Below are 6,422 nucleotides of genomic sequence, written 5' to 3' on the forward strand. Positions count from 1 at the left end.
GTCCGGCAGGACAGAGGGGGCGCTGTCCCTCCAACCGTTGCTATAAATTCAGTCCACTCGCCTACGCCGCTTCGAGTGCAGCCCTCACCGCGGCAATCGCATCATTGGCCTTCGAAGCGTCGGGGCCACCGGCCTGGGCCATATCGGGGCGACCGCCGCCGCCCTGCCCGCCCAATGCGGCGGAGGCCACGCGCACCAGATCGACGGCGCTGAAGCGGCTCAACAGATCATCGGTGACGGCGACCACGACACTTGCCTTGTTGTCGTCGCCGGCGCCAACGAAGACCACGACGCCGGAACCAAGCGAACTCTTGCCGGCATCGGCCAGCGGCTTCAGGTCCTTTGGCGAGACACCGGAGACCGCCTTGCCGAGGAAGCCGACGCCCGCCACGGTCTCGTTGTCCGACGGCGCACCAGCGGCTGCACCGCCGCCCAGCGCCAGCTTCTTGCGCGCCTCGGTCAGCTCCTTTTCGAGCTTCTTGCGCTCATCGAGCAGCGCCTCGACACGCGCTGGCACATCGGCCGGCGAGATCTTCAGCACGGCTGCGGCCGCCTTCAGACGCCGGTCCTGCTCGTCGAGATATTTGCGCGCCGCCTCGCCGGTCAGCGCCTCGATGCGGCGCACGCCGGCGGCGACCGCGCTGTCCGACACGACACGCACCAGGCCGATATCGCCGGTCGCCCTGACATGGGTGCCGCCGCAGAGCTCGACCGAATAGGGCCGGTTGGCCTTGGCGCCATGCACGCCGGTCCCCATCGACACGACGCGCACTTCATCACCATACTTCTCGCCAAACAGCGCCATGGCGCCTTCGGCGATGGCATCGTCGACCGACATCAGGCGCGTGGTCACCGGGCCGTTCTGCACAACGATCTCGTTGGCCATGCGCTCGACCTCTTCAAGATCCTCCGGTGAAATGGGCTTGTTGTGCGAGATGTCGAAGCGCAGGCGCTCGGGCGCCACCAGCGAGCCCTTCTGCGCGACATGGGTGCCCAGCACCTCGCGCAGTGCCTCGTGGATCAGATGCGTCGCGGAATGGTTGGCGCGCAGCCTGGTGCGGCGCGCGTGATCGACCTTCAGCTCGACGGCAGCGCCCGTCTTGACGGTGCCGCTGGCCACCTTGCCGACATGCACGAACAGCCCATCGGCCTTCTTCTGCGTATCCGAGACCTCGATCGAGAACCCTTCGCCTGAAATGATACCGGTGTCGCCCATCTGGCCGCCGGACTCGGCATAGAACGGCGTCTGGTTGATGACGATCACCACCGCATCGCCCTTGCCGGCGCTGTCGACGGTCTTGCCGTCCCGGACAAGCGCCTGGATGATGCCTTCCGCAGCTTCAGTCTGGTAGCCGAGGAACTCGGTGGCGCCTGCCTTCTCGCGCACGGAGAACCAGATGGTCTCGGTGGCCGCGTCGCCGGAGCCTGCCCAATGCTTGCGCGCCTCGGCTTTCTGCTGCTCCATCGCATTGGTGAAGCCGGCAAGATCGACCGAGATATTGCGCTGGCGCAGCGCGTCCTGCGTCAGATCGAGCGGGAAGCCATAGGTGTCGTAGAGCTTGAAGGCCGTCTCGCCGTCCAGCATGTCGCCGGCATGCAGCGTTTCCGTCGCCTCCGAAAGCAAGCCGAGGCCGCGCACCAGCGTCTTGCGGAACCTGGTCTCTTCGAGCTTCAGCGTCTCGGTGATCAACTGTTCACCGCGCACCAACTCCGGATAGGCCTGGCCCATTTCGCGCACCAGCGCCGGCACCAGCTTCCACATCAGCGGCTCGTTGGCACCGAGCAATTGGGCATGGCGCATGGCGCGGCGCATGATGCGGCGCAGGACGTAGCCACGGCCTTCGTTCGACGGCAGCACGCCATCGGCCACCAGGAAGGAGGACGAGCGCAGATGATCGGCGATGACGCGGAAGGACGCGACCGTCTCCTTGTCGGGACCATGCCCGATGGCGGACGAGGCCGCGTCGATCAGATGACGGAACAGATCGGTCTCGAAGACGCTTTCCACCCCTTGCAGGATGGACGCCATGCGCTCCAGGCCCATGCCGGTGTCGATCGACGGGCGCGGCAGGTCGATGCGCTCCTCTTTCGTCACCTGTTCATACTGCATGAACACCAGGTTCCAGAATTCCAGGAAACGGTCACCGTCCTCCTCGGGGCTGCCGGGAGGGCCGCCCCAGATATGCTCGCCACGGTCGATGAAGATCTCCGAGCACGGCCCGCAGGGTCCAGTGTCGCCCATTGCCCAGAAATTGTCCGAGGTCGCGATGCGAATGATGCGGTCGTCCGAAAACCCGGCGATCTTCTTCCAGAAGCCGGCCGCCTCGTCGTCCGTGTGATAGACGGTGACCAGCAGCTTGTCCTTGTTCAGCCCGAACTCCTTGGTGATCAGGTTCCAGGCAAGCTCGATGGCGCGCTCCTTGAAATAGTCGCCAAAGGAGAAATTGCCGAGCATCTCGAAGAAGGTCAGATGGCGCGCGGTGTAGCCGACATTGTCGAGATCGTTGTGCTTGCCACCGGCGCGAACGCTCTTCTGGGCGGTCGAGGCACGCGAGTAGGGCCGCTTCTCCAGGCCGGTGAAGACGTTCTTGAACTGCACCATGCCGGCGTTGGTGAACATCAGCGTCGGGTCGTTGCGCGGCACCAGCGGGCTCGACGCGACGATCTCGTGACCCTCCTTGCGGAAGTAGTCGAGAAAGGTCGACCGGATTTCGTTCACGCCACTCATGAATGCTGCCTTTTCGGAAGAGCCGCCGGCAAACCGGCGGAAATGGGCTCTGCGTTTCCAGAGATAGAGTTGGCCTTTTAGCCGCCGCGCTTCACCCTGTCCAGAAACACGGAATTGGTCCAATCCGCAGCCTTTGCCGCTGTTCGAACCCGCCTGGTTTCGCAGCCCAAACGCAAAACCGCCGGCGCTAGGCCGGCGGTTCAAAACGCAATAACGCGGAACTCGATTACATAAGCCTGAGATAATAGAACGCGATTATGGCCGAACTCCGGCCGACATCGCGCACGAATCTGTTACATCGCGCCGGATTCTTCCTCGAAACCGTCGTCGCCACCTTCAGAGCCGCCATTCTCAAGGAACTTCTCGGCGATCAGCCCGGCATTCTGCCTGAGCGCCAGTTCGATCTCGCGCGCGGTGTCGGGATTGTCACGCAGGAACAGCTTGGCATTCTCGCGGCCCTGGCCGAGACGCTGCGAATTGTAGGAGAACCAGGCGCCCGACTTCTCGACCACGCCGGCCTTGACGCCGAGATCGACCAGTTCGCCGGTCTTGGACACGCCCTCGCCGTACATGATGTCGAACTCTACCACCTTGAAGGGCGGTGCCAGCTTGTTCTTGACCACCTTGACGCGGGTCTGGTTGCCGACGACCTCGTCGCGGTCCTTGACCGAGCCGATGCGGCGGATGTCGAGGCGCACCGAAGCGTAGAACTTCAGCGCGTTGCCGCCCGTCGTCGTCTCGGGCGAACCGAACATGACGCCGATCTTCATGCGGATCTGGTTGATGAAGATGACCATGGTGTTGGAGCGCGAGATCGAAGCGGTCAGCTTGCGCAGCGCCTGGCTCATCAGCCGGGCCTGCAGGCCGGGCAGCGAATCGCCCATCTCACCTTCGATTTCAGCGCGTGGCGTCAGCGCCGCGACCGAATCGACCACCAGCACGTCGATGGCGCCGGAGCGCACCAGCGTGTCGCAGATTTCCAGCGCCTGCTCACCAGTGTCGGGCTGCGAGATCAAGAGGTTTTCGAGATCGACGCCAAGCTTGCGGGCATAGACCGGGTCAAGCGCGTGCTCGGCATCGACGAAGGCGCAGATGCCGCCCTTCTTCTGAGCTTCGGCCACGGTGTGAAGGGCCAGCGTCGTCTTGCCCGAGCTTTCCGGCCCGTAGATCTCGACGATGCGGCCGCGCGGCAGACCACCGACGCCAAGCGCGATGTCGAGGCCAAGCGAGCCGGTCGGCACCGTTTCGATCTCGACGACCTGCTCGTTCGCGCCGAGCCGCATGATCGAGCCCTTGCCGAAAGCCCGCTCGATTTGCGACAGCGCCGCATCCAGAGCCTTTGATTTGTCCACCGCTTTGTCCTCTACCAGCCGCAAAGAATTCTGAGCCATGATACATCACCCCTTGGTCGTCAATGAAGGCCGGACAATCCGTAATCCCTGCCAATTTGTACCTTTTTTGTTCTCGTTTGGCAAGAGGGGTCAAATATCTGAAAAACAATCAATATCCCGATTTGTTCTTTTTTTGTCTCACGATTTCGTTTCACGATGCATTCCGCATTGGGCCAGACGGCTCGGTTGTTTCGATCTGCCGAATCGCTGCCTTGCATGCGAAGCTTCGTCACGCAGCCTAGCGCTTGTGCGGCTGGAATAACAAAGGTCATATCGCCGGCATGCTGAAATCCGCGAAAATACTGGCCATAGGCGGCGCCCATATCGACCGGCGTGGGCAGGTATCCGGCGCTTACGTGCCTGCCGCCTCCAATCCCGGCACGATGCGCGAGGATGTCGGCGGCGGCGTCTTCAACGCTTTGCGCAGTGCGGTGCTCCGCGGCGTCTCCGCGTCGCTCATGTCGGTGCGCGGCGGCGATGCCGCCGCCGACACCGTTTCGCGAGCCATCGCCGAGGCAGGCATTGCCGACCTGTCGGCGGTGTTCCTCGACCGCACCACGCCAAGCTACACGGCGCTGATCGACCGCGACGGCGAGCTCATTGTCGGCTTTGCCGACATGGCGCTCTATGACCTGGCGTTTCCCAAGCAGATCAGGCGCTCCAAGGTCCGGGAGGTTATCGCTGCCGCCGATGCCGTCTTCTGCGACGCCAACCTGCCGACGGCGGCACTGGAGCGGCTGGTTCCGCTTGCCACCGGCAAGCCCGTCTTCGCCATTGCCATTTCGCCGGCCAAGATCGTGCGCTTGAAGCCGGTCCTCGGCAATCTGGCCGTCGTCTTCATGAACCGGCGCGAAGCGATCGCACTGGCAGATCTGGATGCCGCGACTTCCGCGCAAGACATCGTCGACGGGCTGAGACGCGCGGGGCTCAAGAGCGGCGTGGTGACGGCGGGGGGCGGCCCCATGCTGGGTTTCGATGAGGCCGGCGCCTTCTCGATCCTGCCGCCGCCGCCAAGAAAGGTCGCTGACGTCACCGGCGCCGGCGATGCGCTGGCGGGTGCAACGGTCGCTGCCTTGCTGCGCGACCTGCCGCTGCGGGCAGCCCTGCGCGAGGGTATCGCCGCAGCGACGCTGGCCATCGAAAGCGCCAACGCCGTTCCGGAGTTCACCACGGCGAGCTTCGCGGAAGCGCTGGCTCTTGTGCCGGATGCGCAGGAAGTGGCATGAGACCGGCAAATTCATAGTACCGCAGTGTTGCCGAGGGTCCCGATGGACGCGCCGCACTCCGGATTGGAGACCCTGATGACCCCAGAGACCGCCCGCCCCTTCATCGACATCCACGCGCCGGTGGCGCAGGCCTTGGCCGCCGGCCGGCCGGTGGTGGCGCTGGAAAGCACCATCATCACCCATGGCATGCCCTACCCCGACAATGGCGCCATGGCGGCCGATGTCGAAAAGATCATCACCGATGGCGGCGCCGTGCCGGCGACGATCGCCGTGGTTGGCGGGCGCATCAAGATCGGGCTTTCGGACGGCGAGCGCGAATCGCTGGCGATGACGGGCGACGCCATGAAGCTGTCGCGCGCCGATCTTGGTTTTGCGGTAGCGCAAGGGCGCACCGGCGGCACCACGGTCGCCGCCACGATGATAGCGGCGCATATGGTCGGCATAAAAGTGTTCGCCACCGGCGGCATCGGCGGCGTGCACAAGGGGGCGGAAAAGAGCTTCGACATTTCCGCCGATCTCGACGAGCTGGCGCGCACGCCGGTCATCGTCGTGTCAGCCGGCGCCAAGGCCATCCTCGACATCGAAAAGACGCTGGAGGTGCTGGAGACGCGCGGTGTGCCGGTGATCGGCCATGGCTGCGAGACGATGCCGGCCTTCTGGTCGCGGCATTCGCCATTCCGCGCGCCGCTGACCTTGCACGAGCCGGAAGAGATCGCGCATTTCTACCAGACGAGGGCAGCGCTGGGGCTCGCCGGCGGCATGCTGATCGCCAATCCGGTGCCGGAGAACCACGAAATCCCCGCTGAAGAGATGGCCGGCTACATCGACGCCGCGCAAAAGGCCGCCGAAGCGCTCAACGTGACCGGCAAGGCGGTGACGCCCTTCCTGCTGGGAAAAATCCTCGAACTGACGGGCGGGCGGAGCCTGAAGACGAACATCGCGCTGGTGGAGAACAATGCCAGGCTGGCGGCAAGGATCGCGAAGGCGCTGTAGGTTCACGCGGCAAAGGCCCCCTCACCCGGATTGCCAAGACCGAATTGCAAAGGGCAATTCGGGGCAATCCGACCTCTCCCCGAG

At 64.2% G+C, this 6,422-nt stretch carries 4 protein-coding genes; 2 read left to right on the plus strand and 2 right to left on the minus strand.

The window, feature by feature from the left end:
• Positions 1-61: 61 nt before the first annotated feature.
• Complete coding sequence (gene alaS, locus FCU66_RS35620; RefSeq protein ID WP_136618770.1) at positions 62-2,728, minus strand: alanine--tRNA ligase; 2,667 nt, start codon at positions 2,726-2,728, stop codon at positions 62-64.
• Between the two features lie 293 nt (positions 2,729-3,021).
• Positions 3,022-4,119, minus strand: coding sequence for a recombinase RecA (gene recA / locus FCU66_RS35625; RefSeq protein WP_057145834.1), 1,098 nt, complete (start codon positions 4,117-4,119; stop codon positions 3,022-3,024).
• Between the two features lie 281 nt (positions 4,120-4,400).
• Here recA and FCU66_RS35630 point away from each other — a divergent pair, with 281 nt between their 5' ends.
• Positions 4,401-5,345, plus strand: coding sequence for a carbohydrate kinase family protein (locus FCU66_RS35630; RefSeq protein ID WP_136618769.1), 945 nt, complete (start codon positions 4,401-4,403; stop codon positions 5,343-5,345).
• Positions 5,346-5,420: 75 nt separating this feature from the next.
• A complete protein-coding gene (locus FCU66_RS35635) occupies positions 5,421-6,338 on the plus strand; it encodes a pseudouridine-5'-phosphate glycosidase (protein WP_136618768.1) in 918 nt (305 codons plus the stop codon).
• Positions 6,339-6,422: the final 84 nt, after the last annotated feature.

Source organism: Mesorhizobium norvegicum, assembly GCF_004919685.1.
GTDB classification, from domain to species: domain Bacteria; phylum Pseudomonadota; class Alphaproteobacteria; order Rhizobiales; family Rhizobiaceae; genus Mesorhizobium; species Mesorhizobium norvegicum.

Excerpts from the sequence above, each read along its gene's own strand:
- FCU66_RS35630 (WP_136618769.1), top strand. The coding sequence starts at position 4,401 with ATGCTGAAATCCGCGAAAATACTGGCCATAGGCGGCGCCCATATCGAC.
- recA (WP_057145834.1), bottom strand. The coding sequence starts at position 4,119 with ATGGCTCAGAATTCTTTGCGGCTGGTAGAGGACAAAGCGGTGGACAAA.
- alaS (WP_136618770.1), bottom strand. The coding sequence starts at position 2,728 with ATGAGTGGCGTGAACGAAATCCGGTCGACCTTTCTCGACTACTTCCGC.
- FCU66_RS35635 (WP_136618768.1), top strand. The coding sequence starts at position 5,421 with ATGACCCCAGAGACCGCCCGCCCCTTCATCGACATCCACGCGCCGGTG.